General features: G+C 44.8%; 23 protein-coding genes. 6 read left to right on the forward strand and 17 right to left on the reverse strand.

Going from position 1 to position 22,538, the window contains the following annotated elements:
- Positions 1 to 69: 69 nt before the first annotated feature.
- The 7 genes from HMPREF3034_RS02975 to HMPREF3034_RS03005 all read right to left on the reverse strand — a co-directional run bounded on the left by HMPREF3034_RS02975 (position 70) and on the right by HMPREF3034_RS03005 (position 7,015).
- Entirely contained in the window at positions 70 to 1,023 is a 954-nt protein-coding gene (locus HMPREF3034_RS02975; protein ID WP_036900871.1) for an SPFH domain-containing protein, read from the reverse strand.
- 31 nt (positions 1,024 to 1,054) lie between these two features.
- On the reverse strand, positions 1,055 to 1,510 hold the full coding sequence (locus HMPREF3034_RS02980) for an NfeD family protein (protein WP_062433036.1): 456 nt from the start codon (positions 1,508 to 1,510) through the stop codon (positions 1,055 to 1,057).
- 129 nt (positions 1,511 to 1,639) lie between these two features.
- The gene (locus tag HMPREF3034_RS02985) at positions 1,640 to 2,548 is read right to left on the reverse strand and encodes a M48 family metallopeptidase (protein ID WP_062433038.1); all 909 of its coding nucleotides are present in this window, start codon (positions 2,546 to 2,548) and stop codon (positions 1,640 to 1,642) included.
- Between the two features lie 233 nt (positions 2,549 to 2,781).
- Positions 2,782 to 4,494, reverse strand: coding sequence for an acyl-CoA dehydrogenase family protein (locus HMPREF3034_RS02990; protein WP_062433039.1), 1,713 nt, complete (start codon positions 4,492 to 4,494; stop codon positions 2,782 to 2,784).
- A 151-nt stretch (positions 4,495 to 4,645) separates the two neighbouring features.
- The gene (locus HMPREF3034_RS02995) at positions 4,646 to 4,966 is read right to left on the reverse strand and encodes a four helix bundle protein (protein WP_062433041.1); all 321 of its coding nucleotides are present in this window, start codon (positions 4,964 to 4,966) and stop codon (positions 4,646 to 4,648) included.
- Between the two features lie 78 nt (positions 4,967 to 5,044).
- Complete coding sequence (locus HMPREF3034_RS03000; RefSeq protein WP_036900789.1) at positions 5,045 to 6,067, reverse strand: electron transfer flavoprotein subunit alpha/FixB family protein; 1,023 nt, start codon at positions 6,065 to 6,067, stop codon at positions 5,045 to 5,047.
- A 78-nt stretch (positions 6,068 to 6,145) separates the two neighbouring features.
- On the reverse strand, positions 6,146 to 7,015 hold the full coding sequence (locus HMPREF3034_RS03005) for an electron transfer flavoprotein subunit beta/FixA family protein (RefSeq protein WP_036900792.1): 870 nt from the start codon (positions 7,013 to 7,015) through the stop codon (positions 6,146 to 6,148).
- A gap of 244 nt (positions 7,016 to 7,259) precedes the next feature.
- Here HMPREF3034_RS03005 and HMPREF3034_RS03010 point away from each other — a divergent pair, with 244 nt between their 5' ends.
- Genes HMPREF3034_RS03010 through HMPREF3034_RS03020 form a run of 3 tightly spaced genes read left to right on the forward strand, consistent with a single transcriptional unit; the run spans position 7,260 to position 9,978 of the window.
- Entirely contained in the window at positions 7,260 to 7,997 is a 738-nt protein-coding gene (locus HMPREF3034_RS03010; protein ID WP_036900795.1) for a (Fe-S)-binding protein, read from the forward strand.
- Entirely contained in the window at positions 7,994 to 9,367 is a 1,374-nt protein-coding gene (locus HMPREF3034_RS03015) for a lactate utilization protein B (RefSeq protein ID WP_062433044.1), read from the forward strand. The genes HMPREF3034_RS03010 and HMPREF3034_RS03015 overlap by 4 nt, the downstream gene beginning before the upstream one ends.
- Positions 9,368 to 9,396: 29 nt before the next feature.
- The gene (locus HMPREF3034_RS03020) at positions 9,397 to 9,978 is read left to right on the forward strand and encodes a LutC/YkgG family protein (RefSeq protein ID WP_036900800.1); all 582 of its coding nucleotides are present in this window, start codon (positions 9,397 to 9,399) and stop codon (positions 9,976 to 9,978) included.
- Between the two features lie 273 nt (positions 9,979 to 10,251).
- On the opposite strand, the gene HMPREF3034_RS03025 is transcribed toward HMPREF3034_RS03020, so the two are convergent.
- The 9 genes from HMPREF3034_RS03025 to HMPREF3034_RS03065 are packed head-to-tail and all read right to left on the reverse strand — an operon-like array spanning position 10,252 to position 17,899.
- Positions 10,252 to 11,349, reverse strand: coding sequence for a DegT/DnrJ/EryC1/StrS family aminotransferase (locus HMPREF3034_RS03025; RefSeq protein WP_052052945.1), 1,098 nt, complete (start codon positions 11,347 to 11,349; stop codon positions 10,252 to 10,254).
- 12 nt (positions 11,350 to 11,361) lie between these two features.
- A complete protein-coding gene (locus HMPREF3034_RS03030; RefSeq protein ID WP_036899336.1) occupies positions 11,362 to 12,300 on the reverse strand; it encodes a GNAT family N-acetyltransferase in 939 nt (312 codons plus the stop codon).
- A complete protein-coding gene (locus HMPREF3034_RS03035; protein ID WP_062433047.1) occupies positions 12,288 to 12,695 on the reverse strand; it encodes a sugar 3,4-ketoisomerase in 408 nt (135 codons plus the stop codon). The genes HMPREF3034_RS03030 and HMPREF3034_RS03035 overlap by 13 nt, the downstream gene beginning before the upstream one ends.
- A gap of 5 nt (positions 12,696 to 12,700) precedes the next feature.
- Positions 12,701 to 13,858 (reverse strand): formate-dependent phosphoribosylglycinamide formyltransferase, encoded by a 1,158-nt coding sequence (purT, locus tag HMPREF3034_RS03040; RefSeq protein ID WP_369793972.1) that lies wholly within the window; start codon positions 13,856 to 13,858, stop codon positions 12,701 to 12,703.
- Between the two features lie 21 nt (positions 13,859 to 13,879).
- Entirely contained in the window at positions 13,880 to 14,200 is a 321-nt protein-coding gene (locus tag HMPREF3034_RS03045; protein ID WP_231725592.1) for a hypothetical protein, read from the reverse strand.
- Between the two features lie 5 nt (positions 14,201 to 14,205).
- Positions 14,206 to 15,354, reverse strand: coding sequence for a dTDP-glucose 4,6-dehydratase (rfbB, locus tag HMPREF3034_RS03050; protein WP_062433051.1), 1,149 nt, complete (start codon positions 15,352 to 15,354; stop codon positions 14,206 to 14,208).
- Between the two features lie 47 nt (positions 15,355 to 15,401).
- Positions 15,402 to 15,899: a metallophosphoesterase family protein gene (locus tag HMPREF3034_RS03055; protein WP_062433055.1), complete on the reverse strand. Its 498-nt coding sequence runs from the start codon at positions 15,897 to 15,899 to the stop codon at positions 15,402 to 15,404.
- 1 nt (position 15,900) lies between these two features.
- On the reverse strand, positions 15,901 to 16,539 hold the full coding sequence (locus tag HMPREF3034_RS03060) for a cytidylate kinase-like family protein (RefSeq protein ID WP_062433058.1): 639 nt from the start codon (positions 16,537 to 16,539) through the stop codon (positions 15,901 to 15,903).
- Positions 16,532 to 17,899: an MATE family efflux transporter gene (locus HMPREF3034_RS03065; RefSeq protein ID WP_036899411.1), complete on the reverse strand. Its 1,368-nt coding sequence runs from the start codon at positions 17,897 to 17,899 to the stop codon at positions 16,532 to 16,534. Before HMPREF3034_RS03065 ends, HMPREF3034_RS03060 begins: the two co-directional genes overlap by 8 nt.
- Before the next feature lie 143 nt (positions 17,900 to 18,042).
- Between HMPREF3034_RS03065 and HMPREF3034_RS03070 the strand changes: the two genes are divergently transcribed.
- Genes HMPREF3034_RS03070 through xseB form a run of 3 tightly spaced genes read left to right on the forward strand, consistent with a single transcriptional unit; the run spans position 18,043 to position 20,948 of the window.
- On the forward strand, positions 18,043 to 19,440 hold the full coding sequence (locus HMPREF3034_RS03070) for a S8 family serine peptidase (RefSeq protein ID WP_036899348.1): 1,398 nt from the start codon (positions 18,043 to 18,045) through the stop codon (positions 19,438 to 19,440).
- 21 nt (positions 19,441 to 19,461) lie between these two features.
- Complete coding sequence (gene xseA / locus HMPREF3034_RS03075; protein WP_062433061.1) at positions 19,462 to 20,757, forward strand: exodeoxyribonuclease VII large subunit; 1,296 nt, start codon at positions 19,462 to 19,464, stop codon at positions 20,755 to 20,757.
- Entirely contained in the window at positions 20,757 to 20,948 is a 192-nt protein-coding gene (gene xseB, locus HMPREF3034_RS03080; protein ID WP_036899352.1) for an exodeoxyribonuclease VII small subunit, read from the forward strand. Before xseA ends, xseB begins: the two co-directional genes overlap by 1 nt.
- Positions 20,949 to 21,108: 160 nt before the next feature.
- Here the strand turns inward: xseB and cls are convergent, their stop codons facing one another.
- Positions 21,109 to 22,533 carry a cardiolipin synthase gene (gene cls, locus HMPREF3034_RS03085; protein WP_062433064.1) on the reverse strand — a complete coding sequence of 475 codons (1,425 nt, stop codon included), beginning with the start codon at positions 22,531 to 22,533 and terminating at the stop codon, positions 21,109 to 21,111.
- Between the last annotated feature and the right edge of the window lie 5 nt (positions 22,534 to 22,538).

Below are 22,538 nucleotides of genomic sequence, written 5' to 3' on the forward strand. Positions count from 1 at the left end.
CTTCACCTGTAGAAGATGATAGACGGATATTGATTCCGGCTTTTGTTATGATTTAATGATAGCTTAGACTTATTCGCCTTTGAATAGTTCTTTGATGCCTCCTATGCTTCCCATCACGTTGGTTGCTTCATAAGGCAGGTATACAGTCTTTGCCTTATCGCCCGAAGCCAGTTCTTGCATCATGGCAATATACTTCTGAGCGAGCAGATAGTTGGCCGGATTGGTGCTCTTGCCCACGGCTTCCGTAATCTTCTCAATAGCCACCGCTTCGGCCTCAGCCTTACGGATTCGAGCCTGTGCTTCACCTTCGGCGCGAAGGATAGCCTGCTGTTTGTCGGCCTCAGCTCGGTTGATGGTAGCTGCTTTCTCACCCTCAGACTGCAATATCTGCGACTGCTTATCACCCTCGCTTGTAAGAATCATGGCACGCTTATTACGCTCTGCCTGCATCTGTTTCTCCATGGCTTGAAGTACACTTTCGGGCGGAATGATGTCTTGAAGTTCCACACGGTTCACCTTGATACCCCACTTATTGGTGGCATCATCGAGCACTGCACGCAACTTGGTGTTGATGGTGTCGCGACTGGTAAGCGTTTGGTCGAGTTCCAACTCACCAATGATGTTACGCAAAGTGGTCTGCGTAAGCTTCTCAATGGCATTGGGCAGATTGTTGATTTCATACACAGCCTTGAATGGATCAACGATTTGGAAATACAACAGAGCATTGATTTGCATCTGAATATTATCCTTGGTAATCACATTCTGCTTGGCAAAATCGTACACTTGCTCACGTAAATCAATGGTATTCGAATATCGATACATGCCACGCGTCATTGTTACGATAGTCTTCGATTGGTCTATGATTGGAATAATCACGTTGATTCCGGGTTTAAGCGTAGCATAGTAGCGTCCCAGACGTTCTATTATCATCGTCTCGCTCTGCGAAACTATGACCACAGCCATCTTGACAAAGATAAGCGCCAAGACGACAATAGCAATCAATACGATAGAGGTTAATGTCATAATTTGATAGATATTTAGTTTAAAATAAAAATTAGTCTACAGGTTCCACGGTTAGGATGATGCTGTCAAGCGACACCACTTTCACCCTACTTCCGACAGCAATGTCTTCAGATACAGTCGGTGCCACGGCTTTCCAATCATCACCATCAATCTTCACACGACCGGAAGCGTTGGCCACAATAGTTTCACTCACACGCCCCACACGTCCTATCAAAGCATCAGCATTACTCAATCGCTCGTCGCCACCTGCATGAATATAAGCTACCAAACGAGGTCTGATGAGCCAAATACTCATAACCGAAGCAACAGCCCAAATAGAAACTTGTGCCCAGAAAGGCACATCAAACAGGCTGACACCGCATGCTACGAATGCTCCTATGGCAAAGCAAGTGACGAAGAAGTCGCCCGAAGTAAGTTCAAGGATTAAACATACGAAGACAATAATTGTCCAAAAGAGCCAATAATGTTGTGTAAAGTATTCTATCATAGCTTATTTTGTGAATATAGGTTCGCGCCTGTAAAGATAAAGAAAAGATTTTTGACTACAAAAAAAATGGAGCTATAATCTCATGACTATAACTCCATTTATATATTTAATAGCTCCTGCTACAACATTCTAACGTCTCTTACTCTTGACGGTTGTCTTTCTTGAAGAAGTCTTTTTCGAAGATTTTGAGGTTGTAGAAGATCCGGATGTTGTTGCCTTGACAGCTGCTCCCGATGCTTGATAATACTTCAAAGCTTCAGGCATCTGCTGCTGTAAAGCTGCGATACGTTTGGCATCAGAGGGGTGATCGCTAAACATGTCGTTGTTATTACCATTACCTTGTGCCATGCGTTTCCAAAAAGGAATAGCTACTTCGGGATTATATCCAGCCATGGCAGCAAATATCAAGCCCATATGATCAGCCTCGGTCTCGTTGTCGCGAGAATACTTCAAGTTACGGAACGAGAAATATTGGCCGGCAACAGCAGAAGCAATACCCGACACATCGCCCAATCCGATAGCCGATAGTACGCTACCACCAATCTGTGTACCATACTGCTGACGCATCTTCTTAGACATTTGTTCGGCACTATGTTTGGCTACGGCGTGAGCTATCTCATGCCCTAGAACAATAGCCAAGCCTGCTTCGGTTTGTGTGTACGGGAGGAGTCCCTCGTAAACCACAATCTTACCACCGGGCATACAGAATGCATTGGCCACTTTATCTTGTACCAAATTAAACTCCCAAGCGAAATTCTGAATTTCTGAAGCCATACCATTGTTACGCAAATAAGTCTCTACGGCATTGGCCAAACGTTGTCCTACTCGCTTCACCATGGCAACATTGACAGCATCGGTAGACGTCTTAGCCGTTTTCATAAACTTGGTATACTCCTGTTTACTCAAACTTAAAACCTCGGCATCCGATACCATTAAGGAATGTTTACGCCCGGTAATTGGCACTGTTGATGTAGTTCCACAAGAAGCCATCAACATAGATGCCACTAAAGAGAGCAATAATAACTTGCAACTTTTCATCTTCTCTAATTTTTGAAATATCTATAAATACATGGCAAAGGTAAATAATTTCGCAATGATGAGGTCGTGAAGATGGTGGAAAATGCAGTTTTTTAACATTCACTTGAATATACTTGGAAATCGAAGAGAATTATCATATCTTTGTAGAACGCTGAACTGTAAGAAAACAAAAAAGGTATATTCCCTTTTTTAATGTGGGAATATACCTTATTATATAATACGTATATGTCTACTTATTCAGTAGCACGGAAACTCTCAAGACTGTCTGCATCGAAGTTATTGATGTAAGTCGCATGACCACAAACCTCTTCCTCAGCATGACGAACATATACGTTAGCACTCTTGGTAAAGAGTTCTGGAGCACGATTAGCATCGTCAATGATAAGCAATGACATGATGATATCAGCCGTCATATCGTACAAACGACGAGCTAAGAAGTCTTGTACCTCTTGATTATCGGCTGCTTTCACCCCCTCTAAAGCTTCCTCATAGAGAGCCACGAGTTTAGCTGTACGAGCTTGTAAAGGCTTGAAAGCATCAGAAACCTCTGTCTCTAACATCTCTTTCATGATGCCAAGATAAGTTCCATTGGTGATATAACGGATGGCAGCAACCACTTGTAGCTGCGTGGTACCTTCGTAGATAGAGAAGATACGAGCATCGCGGAACAAGCGTTGGCTCTTGTATTCCATGATAAAACCAGAACCACCATGGATACTGATAGCATCGTAAGCATTCTGATTGGAATATTCTGAGTTCATACCCTTAGCCAAAGGAGTAAACGCATCGGCCAAACGTGTGTACTTTTTCTGTTCCTGTCGCTCTTCTGGAGTGAGTTTACGATCGCGTGAAATATCGTCAAGAGCCTTGTAAATATCCACATAACGAGCCGTCTGATAAAGCAATGAACGACCGGCATCCAGCTTCGCCTTCATACGTGAAAGCATGTCATAGACAGCCGGAAATTCGATGATCTTCTTGCCAAACTGGGTACGATCTTTAGCATAAGCAAGTCCTTCGTTGTAAGCTTCCTGCTCTACGCCGACGCTCTGTGCTGCAATTCCAAGGCGAGCACCATTCATCAAGGCCATCACATACTTGATAAGTCCGAGACGAGTACTACCACATAGCTCTGCCTTAGCATTCTTATAAGTAAGCTCACAAGTAGGAGAACCGTGGATACCGAGTTTATGTTCGATGTGACGAACGTCTACTCCACCATCGCGTTTATCGTAAATAAACATAGAAAGTCCACGTCCGTCGTGTGTTCCTTCTTCCGAACGAGCCAATACCAAGTGGATATCTGAATCGCCATTGGTAATGAAACGCTTCACACCATTGAGCCTCCAACAGTTTTCTTTCTCGTCGAATGTAGCCTTCAACATTACACGTTGCAAGTCGGAACCGGCATCCGGTTCGGTCAAATCCATTGACATCGTCTCGCCGGCACAGATACGTGGGATGTATTTTTGGCATTGTTCTTCTGTTCCAAACTCATAAAGCGTGTCGATACAAGACTGTAAACTCCATATATTTTGGAATCCTGCATCAGCGGCAGAGATGATTTCAGAGAGCATAGAGAACACTACATTGGGCAGATTGAGTCCACCAAAGCGACGTGGCATGGATATTCCCCACAGTCCGGCCTTACGTGTTGCGTCCAAATTCTCGTATGTTTTGCTTGCATAAATCATGCGTCCATTCTCCAAGTGTGGCCCTTCAATATCCACATCTTCCGAGTTTGGCTCAATGATATTAGCCGCTACATCACCTGTAATATCCAAGATACGCTTGTAATTTTCAATCGCATCCTCATAATTTACGGGTGCATCTTCAAACTGTTCCTTCTCTACGAAGTTACGTTCCTTTAGTTCTACGATGCGTTTCATCAGAGGATGATTCAAGTGGAATCCTATCTCTGGATGGTCTGTATAATAGTTTGCCATGTTATTATCGTTTATGGTAGGTAACTGAAGTTATCTGAAGTTAAGCGCTACGCGCCGGAGTTAACAGACAATAGCTTATCTATGATTGAGCATCTTGCTCTTTTTGTAAAGCATGGTTTTCCACAATTCCCTTTACATAAGCATTGAGAAACTAACTTGTCTTTTCTATTTGGGTGTTCAATTCCAAATATTTATCCTCATTAATATATCCCAAATCGTGCGAAAGAATGATATAATAACGACACTCTTCCAAACTTCCTTGAGCTATATTCATAAACTTGAGCTTATCAGCTTTGGATAGTTTACGATAGTCTTCCGATATATTTGCTGCAATAGATACTGCTGCACGCTGGAATTGAGAGGTAAGTCCAAACTTCTCTTCATTTGGAAACATCTTTGTAACTCCATACACACGCAATACAAAATCGTGTGCTTCTCTCCAAGCAATAATATCGGTAAAACTATTCGCCATAAGACATTGGTCTGTTAACTTCCGTCGGTCAAAAGACCGACTAAATCCTAATAACTTCCGTTATCTCCTATTCTTTTATTATTTGCTATTCTGTTTATAATACTTAATGAGTTTCGGAACAACCTCTTCTACCGTACCATTGATGATATAATCGGCGATTTTGTTAATCGGAGCATCCGGATCATTATTAATAGAGATGATGATTCCGGCATCTTGCATACCTGCAATGTGCTGAATCTGACCTGAGATACCACAAGCAATATATACCTTTGGATGAACGGTAACGCCTGTTTGACCAATCTGACGGTCGTGGTCTACCCAACCGGCATCCACAGCTGCACGACTGGCACCAACTTCTCCATGAAGTTCTTTAGCCAACTGGAAAAGCTGTTCAAAGCCCTCTTTGCTGCCAACACCATAACCACCGGCTACTACAATAGCACTACCTTTCAAATTGTTTTGCGCTGCTTCCACATGGCGGTCAATGACTTTTACCACGTAATCGGTCTCTGGTACATATTTAGCTACATCAGGATATACGACTTCGCCTTTTGCTTGTCCCTCATATATAGCCTTCTGCATTACACCAGAACGAACCGTTGCCATCTGAGGACGGTGGTCTGGATTCACGATAGTAGCCACGATGTTACCGCCAAAAGCCGGACGAATCTGATAAAGCATGTTCTCATAGTGCTTACCGGTCTTCTTATCGTCGTAGTCACCAATCTCTAATTGTGTACAATCGGCAGTCAAGCCAGAGGTCAATGAAGAAGATACGCGGGGACCAAGGTCACGTCCTATCACCGTAGCACCCATCAAAGCGATTTGGGGTTGCTCCTCTTTAAACAGATTTACGAGTATATCTGTATGGGGAGCAGAGGTGTAAGGAAATAGTCTTTCTGCGTCGAATACAAACAATTTATCCACACCATAGGGCAGTATCTGATCTTCAACCTTGCCTTTGATATCTGTTCCGGCAACAATAGCATGCAGGTCTACGCCCAGCTGATTAGCCAGTTTACGGCCCTTGGTCAGCAATTCTTGAGATACTTCAGCTACTTCTGTGCCTTCAATCTCACAATATACAAATACGTTATTCATAATGATCAAGTCTTTGAGCCTATGAGTTTATGAGTCTATGCCGTCCTACAAAGGTCGACAACTCAAAAACTCAATCACTTATCCTATAATCTTTTCGTTCAACAATTCCTTTATCAAACCTTCCACATCAGCATCGCTACCCGTCAGAGTCTGGCTTTCTTTTGCTTGGAACACAATATTCTGAACCGACTTTACCTTTGTAGGAGAGCCGCTCAAACCGCATTGTGAAACATCACCATCAACATCGGCTACCGACCATTGATTCAATGTCAGATAAGGACGTTCGGCATACAGCGCTGTCCAAGGTTCATTGCCTTTACGCTCCATAGGACATGTAGCATACTTATACTTCATGACCAATTTCGCATTACATGGGCGACAAGGAGCAGCACTTCCATTGACTGTCACGACAACTGGCAACGGAGCCTCCACTGTTTCCACACCTCCATCAATATGACGACGAATTGTTGCCTTACCATTCTCTACCTTTTGGATTTCTTCAGCATATGTCACCTGATTCAAACCCAACTTCTGAGCCACCTGAGGACCTACCTGTGCCGTATCACCATCAATGGCCTGACGACCACCAACTACGATATCTACACCACCAATCTTCTTGATAGCGGTAGCCAAAGCATAACTTGTGGCCAACGTATCAGCACCGGCGAATAGTCTATCGGTTAACAACCAACCCGTATCGGCACCACGATAAAGTCCTTGGCGGATAATCTCGCCTGCGCGAGGAGGACCCATTGTCAGTACACCTACAGTAGACCCCGGATACTGGTCCTTCAAACGAAGAGCCTGTTCCAGCGCATTTAGATCTTCAGGATTGAAGATTGCGGGCAAAGCAGCACGATTAACTGTTCCTTCAGCAGTCATCGCATCTTTGCCAACATTTCTTGTGTCTGGTACTTGTTTGGCAAGTACAACGATTTTCAAAGTCATAAATTTAATATATATATTGTTCGATTTTACGTCAACATGGTCGCAAAAGTACTTAAATTCTCACGTAATTCCAAATAAAAAACATGAAATCGAACGTATAAAACACGAATGTGAATCAATGTAAAAGAGCCTTTCTAGTTAAATAAGTACAATGCCCGAAACTTTATAACACGACTTGATAAAGATATTAATATTTTAGTTAAATTTGTAAGCGATAAGAAGATTTAGCGAACAAACTAATAATATGAAGATAGGTTTATTTATACCTTGTTACGTAGACGCACTGTACCCAGAAGCAGGAGTGGCTACCTATAAGTTGCTTACCCACTTAGGACTAGACGTAACATATCCTGTTAAGCAGACATGCTGTGGCCAACCTATGGCCAACGCAGGATTTGAAAACATGGCCAAACCATTGGCCATGAAGTTTGAAGACATGTTCAAAGCCTTTGACTATGTAGTAGCTCCGTCGGCCTCATGTGCAGCTTTTGTCAAAACATTCTATCCTCGTATCCTTGAAGGAGAGCATGAATGCGTCACCTCTACACGCATCAAAGACATCGTGGAATTTCTCCACGACATCATTCAGGTGAGGTCTTTGCCCAGCAAATTTCCACATGTTGTGAGTGTACACAACAGTTGTCATGGTGTACGAGAATTAGGACTGTCTTCTCCTTCCGAGAGAAACATCCCCCAATATAATAAAATTATAGACTTATTGAACCTTGTAGAAGGTATCACGGTGAAAGAGCCTGAACGCCCGGATGAGTGCTGTGGGTTCGGTGGAATGTTCGCCGTAGAAGAGCCTGCGGTCTCTACTCGCATGGGACGCGACAAGATTGCGCGTCACATAGCTACCGGAGCTGAATATATTACAGGCCCCGATAGCTCGTGCTTGATGCACATGCAAGGCATTGCCAAGCGCGAAAACAAGCCTATCAAATTCATTCATGTAGCAGAAATCTTAGCAGCAGGACTATGAGCACATTTCATTCTAAGAACGCCACATTATTTAATAAAGATGTGGAAAAGACCACATGGCACGACCAAACCTTTTGGTCAGTACGCGCCAAGAGAGACATCATGGCCAAGCAACTGCCCGAATGGGAGACTCTACGCGACCATGCCAGCGCTATCAAGAAGCATACCATCACTCATCTAGCCGACTATTTGGAAATGTTTTCCAAGAATTTGGAGACCCGAGGTGTCATCGTGCATTGGGCCAAAGATGCCGAAGAGTTCAACAAGACGGTACTTGATATTCTCGAAAGTCACAAAGTGAAGAAGATGGTGAAATCGAAATCCATGCTCACCGAAGAGTGCGGAATGAACGATTATCTCATGAGTCGCGGCATAGACGTTGTGGAAACCGACCTTGGAGAGCGCATCATCCAATTGCTCCATCAAGGTCCCAGCCACATCGTGATGCCTGCTATTCACTTAAAACGAGAAGAGGTTGGGCGCATGTTTGAGGAAAAAGGTATCAGCAAAGAGATTGGAAATTACGACCCTACCTACTTGACACGCTGCGCACGCTATCACCTTCGTGAGGAGTTTATGGGAGCAGAAGCCGGCATGACAGGCTGTAACTTCGGTGTGGCAAGTACGGGGGATTGTGTGGTTTGCACCAATGAGGGAAATGCCGACATGACCACTTCGATGCCAAAGTTGCACATCGTGTCAATGGGTATAGAGAAATTGGTGCCCGACTACGACTCATTGGCCGTATTCCAGCGCCTGCTCTGTCGTTGCGGAACAGGTCAACCTACCACCACCTACACCTCTCATTTCCGCCAAGCACGTCCGGATGCCGAGATGCACGTGATTCTTGTAGACAATGGTCGTAGCAATATGCTCGCCGATGACGACCACTGGAGAAGCATGAAATGCATTCGTTGTGGTGCTTGCATGAACACTTGTCCGGTCTATCGTCGGTCGGGTGGATATAGCTACACATACTTTATTCCCGGCCCAATCGGCGTAAACTTAGGTATGTTGAAAGATCCACAGAAGTACAGCGACAACGTCAGTGCATGCTCATTATGCTTGAGTTGCGACAACGTATGCCCCACTCACGTCGATCCGGGAAGCCAAATCTATCTCTGGCGGCAACGGCTTGACAGTTACGGCAAAGCTGATCCGATGAAGAAGACCATGTCTATGGGGATGAAAATGCTATTCAATTCGCCCACCCTCTATACCACAGCTTTGAAGTTTGCACCACTTGCCAACTACGTACCAGAAGCTCTCACACATCTCCAAAGACTCAATCCGTGGGGCATCGGACATGCCAAACCGGAATTTGCCAAGAAGTCTTTCCACGAATTATGGAACGAGGGAAAAGTAAAATAATCCATTGTTGCGACTAAACGAACATAGAAATGAACAAGGAAGAATTATTCGCCAAATTACGCGCCAACACTAAGGAGCAGTTTGACATGCCCGATATGAACATCAACGGCATCCGCTATGAGGACACCGTCAAGCAATTTATTCAAACGACTATCACCTCCGGTGGAAAGATAGTGGAAGCCAAGAAGACCGACGACTTAAACGAAATCGTACGTCAGGCTTACCCCGAAGCGCAAGTATTTGCTAGCAATCTACCGGCCATTACCATTGCTCAAAAGAATCCTGATACCGCGGCTGAAGCCGCAGACCTTAATGGTACCGATGTCGGAATTATTCAAGGAGAGGTTGGGGTGGCTGAGAATGCCTGCGTATGGGTACCTCAAACCATGAAAGAGAAGTCTATCATGTTTATCTCAGAGAATCTGGTTATCCTGCTCGATCGCCAAAACATCGTCGATAACATGCACGATGCTTACAAGCGTATCAAGATGGATGAACGATATAACTTCGGTACTTTCATCAGCGGACCATCTAAAACGGCCGACATCGAACAGTCTCTTGTCATGGGTGCACAAGCAGCTCGCAGCGTAACGGTGGTCATCTTAGACTAAGCATCAATCAGTTGGGCACTGTTCAAGCATCTTGATTGATTTACTGCCAAGACGGTTCAATTTTGCTGCCAAGCTTCTACAGCATCACTGCCTAGCCCCAACAGCAATGTTGCCTCACTCTTGCAGTGAAGCTAGATAAAAAAAGACACGATAAAAGGCGATGGTTTCATCGCCTTTTATCGTATATATACATCTACAAAAAACACTATATATCTTTTTAATATACCTCTTAAGATTTCAAAATTCTTATATTTCTTCTAGTCTCTTATTTCATTATTTAGGAGCGGAATTTATCACTTGAACCACCTCTTCCACCTCTTCATCACTTAAAGCGGGATGAAGGGGCAAGCTCAATTCTTGTCGATGAATCTGCTCGGTAATGGGGAAATCAAGTTGATTCCAATCTACATAACACTTCTGCCTGTGCGGTGGAATGGGATAATGAATCATAGTTCCAATGCCATGTGCCTGCAAATAGGCCTGTACCACATTACGCCCTTCGCATAATATAGGGAAAAGATGGTACACATTATCTGCTGATATACGCGGAATATGAATCCTTAAATGATTGATATGGGTCTCGTAAAAGTGGGCAATTGCCTTGCGACGCGCATTCGTTTCATCCAAATACTTCAGTTTTACCGACAGAACGGCAGCCTGAATCTCATCCATTCGGCTGTTCACGCCTTGATATTCAAATACATATTTGCGATTGCTACCATAGTTACCCAATGCCCGAATACAGTCAGCCAAGGCTTGGTTATCGGTCGTAACAGCCCCGGCATCACCCAAGGCGCCTAGATTTTTGCCGGGATAAAAGCTGTGTGCAGCTGCATCACCCAGCGAACCCGTCTTCTTACCATGCCATGTACACCCGTGAGCCTGCGCATTGTCTTCTATTAATAATAGGTGGTGTTGCCGACAAAGTTCGGCTATCCGAGCAGTATAAGCACATCGTCCATACAAATGTACGATAAGAATAGCTCGCGTATGAGAGGTAATGGATCGTTCAATAGCTTGCTCGTCTATCTGCAAAGTCTCTATATTCGGTTCTACCAAAACCGGTTTCAACCTGCAGCGTGTTATAGATAAAATTGAAGCAATATAAGTATTAGCGGGCACTATGACCTCATCACCCTCGCGTAATAATCCCAATTCGATATAAGCACGGAATATAAGCGTAAGCGCATCCAACCCATTGCCACACCCAATACAGTGTCGGCTACCGATGTATTCGGCATATTCCTCTTCAAACCGCCGCGTAGCTGTACCTTGCAAATACCATCCACTCTCTATCACGCAGTTGATAGCATGTCGAATTTCCGCCTCGTAAGGCGCATTCACATCTTTATATTGAAGAAATGGTATCATACTGCCGCGTATTTAAAGTTGCCACTCATACCAGTCATAACAAACGCCTCGACCACCAAAACCTTCTTTCTGAAAGATTAGTTTAGTATTCAGATAACTGCCAAGTTGCTCTGTTGATTTTCCAAAATCAAAATATGGTACGTCTTTGAATGTATGATGAATGAGTGTATCGAAAAGTAAGTCCAATGCTCCTAAAGCCTTACCGCTTGGTGAGGCTGATATATACTGACAATGAACGACTTGATTTGACACATAAACAAGGACACCTCCAAGTGTTTCATCGCCTAATTTGGCCACGAAAGCACGAATATTTCGAGGAAAAAAATCTTTAAGTCGGCGTATTTCTGCCAACGTGTGTACCGGTGTCGCATGATACTTTGATTGCAAATTGGCATTAAGTACATCCCAAAAGGAAGCCAAGTCTGTGGTTTCTTCTATCGTTACCTGATGTTGCAAAGCTTTGCGACTGCCTCGTCGGCGCAGTTCTGTAAATTTCAAATTCGTAGAAGATACGATGGTACTGGCTATATCGCGTGCCATCAACCGTGCTTTACAGACATGGACAAGTGCGTATAAATCTTCCTCGGAAGGTAGCCGGTGGTAAATCCACGGAATGGCTTTATAGACCACCCGATGAATATCTTCGCACTTCAAAAAGTCGTTGATACATTGGAAAATCTCACACACTGTCTCGGCAGTAGCTTGCCATTGGGTGAGCAAACCGCCATAAGTAAGTCCCTGATGAGAATAAAGCATGTCACCATCGCGATTGGCCGGTAACACGGCAAAGAGCTTGTTCTTTACATAAATCATCAAAGAGAAGTCGGAAAAACGGTCGCAATGATAATCCATATAGTCGCGCTCAAACAAGAAAGTGCCCTGCCGGGATGTCTTGACAAAGCCATCCCAAGCCTCTTTCATATCCGGACTATATCGCTTTATTTCAAACATTCCATGTAATTGATATATTCGTTGTACTCCCGAATATAGTCGGACTCCTCGAAAGGTTCAGAAGCCAGCACCAAGCATACGGCTCCTGAAGAAAACTTTTCGAGCGTACGCCAAACGCCGGTATCGACTAATAAGCCCTGATTGGGATTGTTCAAGAAATATGTTTTCTGCTCTTTCCCATTGTCAAGCACCACTTCGAACGAGCCACTCACGGCTACTATTAATTCTAGACACAGCTTGTGGGCATGCCCACCACGGCAGCCGCCACTCGGAATATCGTAAACCCAATAAACACGCTGTGGCACAAAAGGGAGGTTTTCGCCCTTTTGTGCCACAGTAAGATTGCCCCGAAGGTCTCTGATTTTTTGTAAATGAATGAGTTTACCTAGCTCCATGATGTTTATAATACAGTTGCTGCCAATCGCTTAGCCTTGTCACGTAGGGCATCCATATCGCACCCTATCTCGCCATAACAAAGCACCACACCCATGCGACGGCCTACGTGCTGGTCGGGCTTTCCGAAGATACGAATACGTGTATGGTCTTCTTTCAACGCTTCAACTAGATTAAATTCCGGTGCATGGTCGGCTTCTTCTTTCGCCAAAACCACGGCCGAACAACCGTAATGTTCCAAGTGTATGCCGGCAATAGGAAGTCCCATAACGGCACGGAAGTGCAATTCAAACTCGCTCAAATTGGTGGTATGCCCCAATGTTACCATACCGGTATCGTGCGGACGGGGCGATAATTCAGAGAAGATAACCTCTTTGTCCTTAGTCAGGAAGAATTCTACGCCCCATATACCGGCTCCCGTCAACGCCTTAGTCACCTTGTCGGCCATCTCTTCCGCGGCTTTCAAAGCCTCATCGGGAATGGCATAAGGCTGCCAACTCTCGCGATAATCGCCACCTTGCTGCACATGTCCAATAGGCGGACAGAACAATGTGGGACCACTTTTTTGCGTTACAGTGAGCAACGTAAATTCACTTTCAAAGTGTATGAATTCCTCTATGATGATTTCTTTTACATCCCCTCGACTCCCTTCCATCGCATTGTGGAAAGCAGCATCGAGTTCTTCGTCGCCACGAACAATACTTTGACCATGCCCACTCGACGACATCAACGGCTTCACAACGCAAGGGAAACCTATCTCGTCGGCTGCCTGTTTGAACTCATCGTAGGTCTTTGCATAGAAATACTTGGCTGTACGAATGCCCAACTCCTTAGCTGCAAGGTCGCGAATAGCCTTACGATTCATCGTATAATTGACGGCACGGGCACTCGGAACGACCTGTATGCCTTGCTTTTCGAAGTCGAAAAGTCGCTCGGTACGGATAGCTTCTATCTCAGGAACGATGATATCAGGACGGTGTTTAGCTACCATGGCAGCCAAAGCATCACCCTCTAGCATGCTAAAAACTTCGCGTTCATCGGCTACTTGCATAGCCGGAGCGTTGTCATACTTATCACATGCTATTACATACTGGCCGGCACGCTTGGCCGCAATCGTAAATTCTTTGCCCAGTTCTCCTGAACCTAGCAGCATAATCTTCTTCATTGTCATGACGTTGTGTATAGGTTATTGAGGGTGTATCAAATTCTTTACCATCTGCCACTCAGGCGTAATGGCTAGTTGACGTAAATGTTTTGCTATCTGTGCAGCCAATTCTTCCATCGATATCTTGCGTTCATCGGCCAACGACTTCAACGTTTCTTGCCGATGACCGAAGATACCATAGAAATGAAGCAAGGTTTCTTCATCGTCCGCACTCAACAGGTGAAGAATGTGTTCTACGTAATGTGCTGTCTTATGACTGACACAATCGGGCTTCTTCCCCAATTGGATGAGGAAAGCATGAAGTTCCGCTCCCACCGTATCTATAGCATGCTTGTCTGCCATTATCGTTATCTATTGCCGTACATCTGTTCGTAGTACTTCTGGTAATCGCCACTGGTTACCTCTTGAATCCACTGTTGATTCTCTAGATTCCACTTGATAGTCTTCACGATTCCTTGTGCAAACATCGTCTCAGGATACCATCCCAACTCGTTCTTAATCTTGGTTGGATCAATGGCATAACGCTGATCGTGCCCTAAACGGTCAGATACGAAAGTGATTAAATCGTCGTTAATCCAATCTATACGAATCTCTCCGTTTTCATCAAGTTCCTGCTTCTTCAATACTTGACGGAGACTCTTGTCGTCCATCATCATATCGTGGATGGTCTTAATGGTCAACTTCACGATGTCGATATTCTTCATTTCGTTATGTCCACCCACATTATAGACCTCGCCGTCGCGACCTTCACACACGACCATATCAATGGCCTTGCAATGGTCTTCTACGTACAACCAGTCGCGAACATTATCTCCCTTGCCGTAAACAGGGAGTTTCTTGCCTTCCAAGATATTGTTGATGATTAATGGAATGAGCTTCTCCGGAAAATGATAAGGGCCGTAATTGTTAGAGCAACGAGTGATGGTTACCGGCATGTGGTAGGTATCATGATAAGCCATCACAAAGAGGTCGGCACTCGTTTTAGACGCACTATAGGGGCTATGAGGACACACAGGAGTCTCTTCGGTGAAGTATCCTTCGGCTCCAAGTGAACCATATACCTCGTCGGTAGCAACCTGATGGAATCGCTTACCGGGCTTCCAAACAGGATACCCCTGTTCGTCTTTGCCTGTCACCCAAGCACGACGAGCTGCATCAAGCAAGTTCTGCGTACCGAGAATATTAACAGATAAGAAGAGTTGAGGGTCTTCAATAGAACGGTCGACATGGCTTTCGGCAGCGAAATTGACCACATAATCGATATCATTTTCAGCAAAAAGCTTGTCGGCTAGTTCCCTATCGCGAATGTCACCACGCACAAAAAAGCAACGTTTATTGTCGATATCATCCTTAATAGTGCCCAAATTTCCGGCATAAGTCAGTGCATCCAAGATAATAATCTTGATGTCTTGATCTTTATATTTCTTGCCAAGCAGGTACTTAATAAAGTTTGCTCCAATGAAACCTGCGGCACCTGTAACGAGATAAGTCTTCATTATCTAAATCTTTAAATGATTATATAATAATATTATCGTTCCTATATTTACCCCTTGGTTCCTAACGTCACCACTTCGCAATCAGTAAATTTACTACCGTCAATGGCGAGTCTTACGATGGTACGGTCGTGATGCCAACCTTGCATCCCGGCTGCTCCGGGATTGATATGCAACAGATTGAGCGATTTGTCGAACTTCACTTTCAAGATATGCGAGTGTCCACTGATGAACAACTGTGGCGGAGAGGCATAGATAATCTTGCGAATCGACCAGTCGTAATTGCCCGGATAGCCCCCTATATGTTTCATCAACACATCCACATCTTCGCATTTAAAACGAAGCGTTTCGCGATACATCAAACGTAAATCGCCACCATCTATATTGCCACAGACGGCTCTCAATGGGCGAAAAGCAGCCAACCGGTCGGCCAATTCCATTGTTCCGATGTCACCGGCATGCCATATCTCATCGCAAGGTTCAAAATACTTCAAGTATTGATCGTCCCAATATCCATGCGTATCGCTGATAATTCCTATCTTCCTCATGCTATTCTGCAACCTCAGCTAGGTCGAAACGCTTGCGAATATAGTCGGCAATCAACTGCACAGTACCTTCTATTCCCAAATGAGTCGAGTTGATACACAGGTCGTAGCAGGCACTATGCCCCCATTTCTTGCCCGTGTAATAGTTATAATATGATGCTCTTTCGTCTTCTTTATACTCTATCAACTTGCGTGCTTCTTCCTCTGTTAAGCCTTTACGATCGCATACTCTCCGTACACGCTCATCTATATCAGCTGTGATAAAGATGTTAACACTGTCTTTACGATCTCGTAATACGTAGTCGGCACAACGTCCTACAAACACACAACTGCCACTTTCGGCCGCCTTTCTGATGGCATCACTCTGGAATTGAAACAGACTTTCTTGCGAAATATTGTTTCGATAGAAGTTACTTTCACCTAAAATGGGCACGTGAGCATGAAATAATACACGCATAAAACCTTTCTGCTCATCATTCTGTTCAAAAAACTTTGCACAGAAACCACTCTCCTTTGCTGCCAAATTCAGGAGTTCCTTATCATAGAGCGTACACCCAAATTCCTTGGATAATAGGTCGGCTATGATACGACCGCCGCTTCCAAACTGCCGCCCGATATTGATGATGATATGCTTATTATTCATGTATAGAGTCGTTAAATTGCTTTTTGAATTTTCTCATATAGACAACCATAATCCACGCGGCCACCACAGCTGCAATGAAATCTGATGCCGGTAACGATGCCCATACGCCATTAACATCGTAGAATTGAGGCAATATGGCCAACAAAGGCAGCAGAAACAATAGCTGTCGAGACAGCGAAAGGAAGATACTAATCTTCACTTTGCCAATACATTGGAAGAATGTCGTCACCACCATTTGATACCCGATAATCGGAAATACTAACATCGTGATACGCAAACCATGGACGGCCTTATCTATCAAAGAGAGGTCGGTCGTAAACATACGAGCACACATCTGTGGCAGGAACATGGCCACCAACCATCCCACAAAGGTGATAGCACTGGCAGCTAACACAGAAAGTTTCAGCACACGTAGCATTCTATCAAACTGCAATGCCCCATAGTTATAACCCGCAATGGGCTGCATACCTTGGTTAATGCCCATGACAAACATCACAAACACGGTTTCAATGCTGTTCGCTATGCCGTATGCGCCCACCGCCATGTCGCCTCCATAACGCACAAACTGGTTGTTCATAAAAATGACAATGATGCAAGTACACACGTTCATGAGGAATGGTGAAATACCTATCCCAATAATATTCCTCACCAAACTTTCTTTCAATCGATATATACCCCGCTTCAAATGTAGCAATTCATCTTTGTTGCTAAAGAGTTTCAATTGCCATACGAGTACAGTAGCTTGCGACAATACGGTTGCCAAAGCAGCACCGCGGATTCCCCAATGCCACCACCAAATAAAGACAACATCCAACAATACGTTCATCACCACCGTCATAATGGTGGCCATCATCGCCTTTTGGGGCTTGCCGGCAGCACGCAGCATGGCATTCATACCAAAATACATGTGTGTAAAAACATTACCCAATAGGATGATTTGCATGAAGCTTCGTGCATAAGGAATGGTTTGGTCGCTCGCTCCAAAAAATCGAAGAATAGGGTCAAGAAACAACAAACACACTATCGTCAAGAAGCATCCGACCATCAAATTCAGCGTTACGGTGTTGCCAAGAATATTCTCTGCCGAGTCATAATCGCGCTGTCCAAGCTTCACCGAAACCGCCGTAGACGACCCGATGCCCACCGCAGCACCGAAAGCTGCCGATAAATTCATAAACGGGAACGTGATGGCAAGCCCCGAAATAGCCATAGGCCCAACCACCTGTCCTATAAATATGCGGTCGATAATGTTGTATAACGAAGCTGCCGTCATCGCTATGATGGCGGGCAAAGCATATTGCCAAAGCAGCTTCCCCACCGGTTGGGTACCTAATTCGAGGGTAGCCGCCTTATTATCTATACCGGTTGTCATTGTTGCAAAGTTACAAAAAAATAACACACATGCTATCGTCCCTATGCGATTTTATTGAAAAAGCGATGTATTCTTTTGTGTTTCAAATGGTTTTAATTATTTTTGCAAGTCAAAATATCAGTAAAATAGGCATGAGAAAGTATTTATCGCTAGCGTTTATCATGATGATAACGAGCCTTCAGATAGCTGCAAAAGGCTACGAATCGCATAAGATTTCCTACCCCGGCGGTAAATGTTTTATGTTCAGAATCATACTTACCGATAAGCAAGGTACCCCTTTTTCTATCCTGCATCCGGAGGAATTCCTCTCGCCACGAGCCATTGCTCGCCGCCAACGACAGCATATTGCCATCGATTCTACCGATCTTCCGGTGAGCCCGGGCTATATTCAAACACTCAAAAATAATAGACTTGAGGTTGTTGGCAAAAGCAAATGGAACAATTCTGTACTTGTGCGTTGCACCAAAGTATCACAGATTGACTGCTTGAAAGGTCTCCCTTTCATCCGCGACATCCGCCACGTTTTCTCCTCACCCGACTCTATCGAGCCCTCCCAACGCGTCAATTTCAAGAAAGATTTCAACCGTTGGGACACCGTTTCGCACAATCCTTACGGCATGGCCGAGGAACAAATCAAAGCCATGAACGGTATTCAGATGCATCGAGCAGGCTATACCGGCAAAGACAAAGTGATAGCCGTACTCGATGCCGGATTCATGAATGTAGACCGAATCCCCATCTTTCATAACATCAAATTGGCTGGATTGGCCGACTTCGTGGTTCCCCGAAGCACAGATATATTCGCGGAATTAGACCACGGTACGATGGTTTTATCAACCATGGCAGCCAATCAAGCAGACACATACAGGGGAACCGCCCCCGACGCTTCGTACATGTTGATACGTTGCGAAGACCAATATACAGAGAGTTTAGCCGAAGAAGACTACTGGGCTGAGGCTGTAGAGTATGCCGACTCAGCCGGTGTAGACATCATCAACTCCTCACTGGGCTTTCATGAATTTGACGACCGCACCACTAGTCATACTTACCAAGAACTTGACGGCCAGCAAACACTCATCTCACATACGGCATCTATGTTGGCCGGCAAGGGTATTGTACTGGTCAACAGTGCTGGAAACGACGGTATGGGAACATGGAAAAAAATCAATTTCCCAGCCGATGCTACCGATATACTAACCGTAGGCTCCATCAGTCCCAACGGTCTTAATGCGGCTTTCAGTGCCGTTGGCCCAACGGCAGACGGGCGCATCAAACCCGACGTAATGGCTTATGGAAGTCCCACAACTGTCATTTCAGGACGTGGAACCATCATCAACGATATGGGCACCTCGTTCTCTGCTCCACTCATATCGGGTATGGTAGCTTGCTTATGGCAGGCACTTCCCGACAAGACTGCACTCGAAATCATCGATTTAGTACGCAAGAGTGGCAATAACTTCGTTCATCCAGACACCATCATGGGATACGGTTTGCCCGACTTCTGGAAAGCTTTCCAGTCAGGTAAATAACCCTTTTATTCTCTCATCTCTATGCAGCATACACTCACTTTATACGAACTCAACCAATTGGTACGCGAGACTATTGAGACAACCCTGTCTCGCGAATATTGGGTAGAAGCCGAACTGTCAGAGGCACGCGAGGTTCGTGGGCACTGCTACATGGAGCTGATACAGAAAGACAACGCCACCAATACGCCCATCGCTAGGGCTTCTGCCAAGTGTTGGAAGAACACATGGGCATACGTACGACCACATTTCGAGCGCATCACCGGCCAGCAAATCCATCCCGGCATGAAAGTTTTGCTCAAGGTCTACGCCAATTTTCACGAAGCATACGGTTTCTCATGGATTGTCACCGACATCAATCCGGAATACACCATGGGCGACATGGCACGTAAGCGCCAAGAAATTATACGACAACTACAACAAGAAGGGGTCTTCGATTTGCAACGCGAACTACGCATCCCCATGTTTGCTCAGCGCATAGCTGTTATCTCTAGTGCTGGAGCTGCAGGTTATGGAGACTTCTGCCATCAACTATCGGACAACGAATATGGACTGGCTTTCTACCCAACATTATTCACCGCGACGATGCAAGGAGAAGGGGTTGAGGCGAGTGTTATCGCTGCTCTCAACCTCATCTACCATCGATTAGACGATTTCGACGTTGTTGTCATTATCCGAGGTGGTGGTGCTACGAGCGATTTAAGCGGTTTCGACACATTGGCATTGGCCGAGAACGTAGCCAACTTCCCCCTCCCAGTCATCACCGGCATAGGACACGAGCGCGACGAATCGGTGCTCGATATGATTTCGCATACACGCGTAAAGACACCAACGGCAGCCGCAGCGTTTCTCATCAACCACTTGGCTGAGGTGCTTATTCGCGTAGAAGAAGCCGAACAGACCATAGTTAAGACCATTGAGCGACGCATGGAAATGGAGCAAGTACGGCTTAGTCGACTCACAGACAAGATACCCATGCTCTTCTCATTGGTTAAAACGCAACAGTCGGCACGTCTCGATCGCCTCTATCAGCATCTGTCTCAACTCATGGAGCAGTCTGTTGCCGAAGCCAGTCATCGCATAGACCAACTGGCATTGCGACTCCATCCGGGTGCCGAGCGTAAACTTTTGCAAGGGCATCATCGCTTGGATATGTTGGCACAACGCGCCGAGGCCCTCGACCCAACACTATTATTAAAGCGCGGTTACAGCATCACCATTCACAACGGACGTGCCGTTCGCAATACCAAAGTATTAAAATCGGGCGATGAAATAGAAACCCGATTCTATCAAGGAACCATCAAATCAATCATCAAATAATGGCAAAAGAAGATATTAAATACGAAGAAGCCGTACGACAATTGGAACAAATTGTGGCTCGCATGGAGAATAATGAACTTGACATCGACCACATGACCGAGCAACTCAAGCAGGCTCAAAAGCTCATCAAGCTGTGTAAGGACAAGCTAACCAAGACAGATGCCGAGATAAAAAAGGTCTTGGAGAAATAAAGAAAAAACATCTTGATTGATGAGAAAGTCTCTATGAGTTTCCTAATTTGCAACTCACAAACTCATAAACTAAAAAGTTTAAATCGCTGCAAAGGCCGAACAGACTTACTGCCTAAACCGAACAGCAATGCTGCAAAGCCCAAACAGTAACGTTGCCTCCCTACAGCAGTGGCGAGAGTAAGCGAATAATAGATTCCCAAAGTCGCAAGAGGAAAGGACGACGCATAAGCCTTTGTACCTTCTCAATGGGTACACACTGTTGCAAATCGTCTAAGAACACTTTCTTCATACGTAAAGCTAACGCGCTATCATAGAAAAAAGCATTTGATTCAAAGTTGTTTTCAAAACTACGGAAATCGATGTTTGAACTTCCACAACTACACAGGAAGTCATCGCTAACCAACATTTTGGAATGGTTGAATCCTGCCTGATAAAGATGAACTTTTACCCCGGCTTCAAGCGTTTCCATCACATATGAGATGCTAGCCCATTCCACTAGCTTCGCATCGGTACGCATCGGAATCATCAATCTGACGTCTACTCCGGCCAAAGCAGCTGTTCGCATGGCAAAAAGAATGGGCTCGGTAGGTAGAAAGTAAGGCGTCTCCATGTACACATATCGGCGGGCTTCGAGCAGAATACGCACATATCCCTGCATGATATCGGGCCAAGGTTGTACCGGACTACTGGTTACTATCTGCGCCAAACAGTTGTTGTCTATTCGCGAATCGGGCTCCGGATAATACGCATGGTCGGTTATTAATGTGCGATCAACGAAATACCAGTCTATCAAGAAAGCTTTTTGAATAGCATAGACAGCCCCTCCGACGATACGCAAATGGGTATCTCGCCACGGCATTTTATCCCCTTTAACATATCGAAGTGCAATGTTCATACCACCAATATACCCCACTCGACCATCAATGATGCAAAGTTTACGGTGATTGCGATAGTTTACTTTGCTACTAAAAAACGACAGAAACTTTACCGGCATAAACGAACGAGTGTCCACCCCGCCCTCTCTCATACGCTCAAAGAATCGGTTACGCGTCTTCCAACATCCCATATCATCGTAAACCAGACGCACTTCAACTCCTTGCCGAGCTTTATCTATCAGTACATCGGCAATAAGATTGCCCAGTGGATCGTCTTCTATGATATATGTATCTAGGTGGATATGATGCTCGGCAGTACCAAAGTCTCTCAATAAGGATAGAAAAAACTGATAGCCATCGGTACAAATATCTACTTCATTATCTTTGAAGGGAAGCGACAGACTCTGATTGGTAAACAGCTTGATAAGCGCTCGATACGATTTTGGTAAACGTAAATCACGCTGTTCAGCAAACTCTAGCATGGAGCGTTTTGTCAACTGATCCAAGCTTCGTTGACTTATCATGCGTTCCTTTCTAGTATTCTGTCCAAGAAAAAAATAAAGGATTATCCCTACAATAGGCATAAAAGAAAGTACCAACACCCATGCCATTGTCTTGGCAGGTTGCCTATTGTCCATTAGTACTTTAATCATAGCAGCCACAACAACAAATGTGTAGACGACCAAAAATGCCCAATGAATGTAAATCATACCAG

The sequence above is a fragment of the Prevotella sp. DNF00663 genome (assembly GCF_001553265.1).
Classification (GTDB): Bacteria; Bacteroidota; Bacteroidia; order Bacteroidales; family Bacteroidaceae; genus Prevotella.